Origin of the sequence: Aliidiomarina iranensis, from assembly GCF_003987135.1 — a bacterium.
Classification (GTDB): Bacteria; Pseudomonadota; Gammaproteobacteria; order Enterobacterales; family Alteromonadaceae; genus Aliidiomarina; species Aliidiomarina iranensis.
This window is the reverse complement of the sequence record NZ_PIPJ01000032.1, coordinates 1-833: the sequence shown is the minus strand read 5'-3', so window position 1 is coordinate 833 and position 833 is coordinate 1. Positions and strand designations below refer to the sequence as shown.

The 833-nt window shown below is 46.9% G+C and carries 2 protein-coding genes; both read right to left on the bottom strand.

Annotation, left to right across the window (positions count from 1 at the left end; all coding sequences use genetic code 11):
* Positions 1-131: 131 nt before the first annotated feature.
* Positions 132-401, bottom strand: coding sequence for a type II toxin-antitoxin system BrnA family antitoxin (brnA, locus tag CWE08_RS12095; protein ID WP_126768530.1), 270 nt, complete (start codon positions 399-401; stop codon positions 132-134).
* Positions 391-654: a BrnT family toxin gene (locus CWE08_RS12090; protein WP_126768528.1), complete on the bottom strand. Its 264-nt coding sequence runs from the start codon at positions 652-654 to the stop codon at positions 391-393. Before CWE08_RS12090 ends, brnA begins: the two co-directional genes overlap by 11 nt.
* Positions 655-833: the final 179 nt, after the last annotated feature.

Below are 833 nucleotides of genomic sequence, written 5' to 3'. Positions count from 1 at the left end.
TATTGCAATAACCCAAGACATTGCCGGGATTGATCGCAGCCAGCTCCGGGGTCATGATTATGATCTATCAGCATATCGCTCTGAAATTATTGCCGCAGTCGATTTTGTACTCTCTGGTATATAACGCTCCGCTAATGTGCGCCGCTTGCGGTGTCACTTTTGAGCGGCTTGTTAGCAGCTTCAGCTCGCAAACGCTCCACCAGCCAAACTTTAATGATTGATTGTCGAGTGACACCAATTCGAGCAGCTTCGCGATCAAGTGACTCAACTACCCAAGCAGGAAAGTCTACGTTAATACGTTTCGCTTCCTGGTTTACCCGCCGTGCGCTCTTGACATCCAGATCATCAATGATGTCATCTGCACCTTCATCAAACTTCGTGTCAAAATCTTTAGCTTTCATACAACTCTACCTCTCTCTTACGCGAGCGTCGTACCGAAATAAGACGAATCTTCTCATCTCGATAAGTGACAACAGCAGACCAGTGCTTCATCCCTATAAGACCAATAACCAAGTAACGAGGTTCATCGGATGATTTCGCCCGAACTTCCAATAGGTCTTGGTCTTCCCATAACGCTTGGCCGTCATGGAAGTCGATTCCATGCTTATGGCGATTCGCCTGACTTTTCGCGTCATCAAACTCGAAAATATCCATGAGTATAAATTATTCCTTTTTTACTCATTTAGCAAGATAGGTGGAGGGAATTGCTAACGCTCGAAATAACCGGCGTGCTTTAGCGCGTCCGGCGCCGACGGCGCGTAGTTCATTGACTTGTTATGTTTCATCCACACCGAGCTCAGAGGCTTTCAATAACTGACTGCTGCGACGAACCG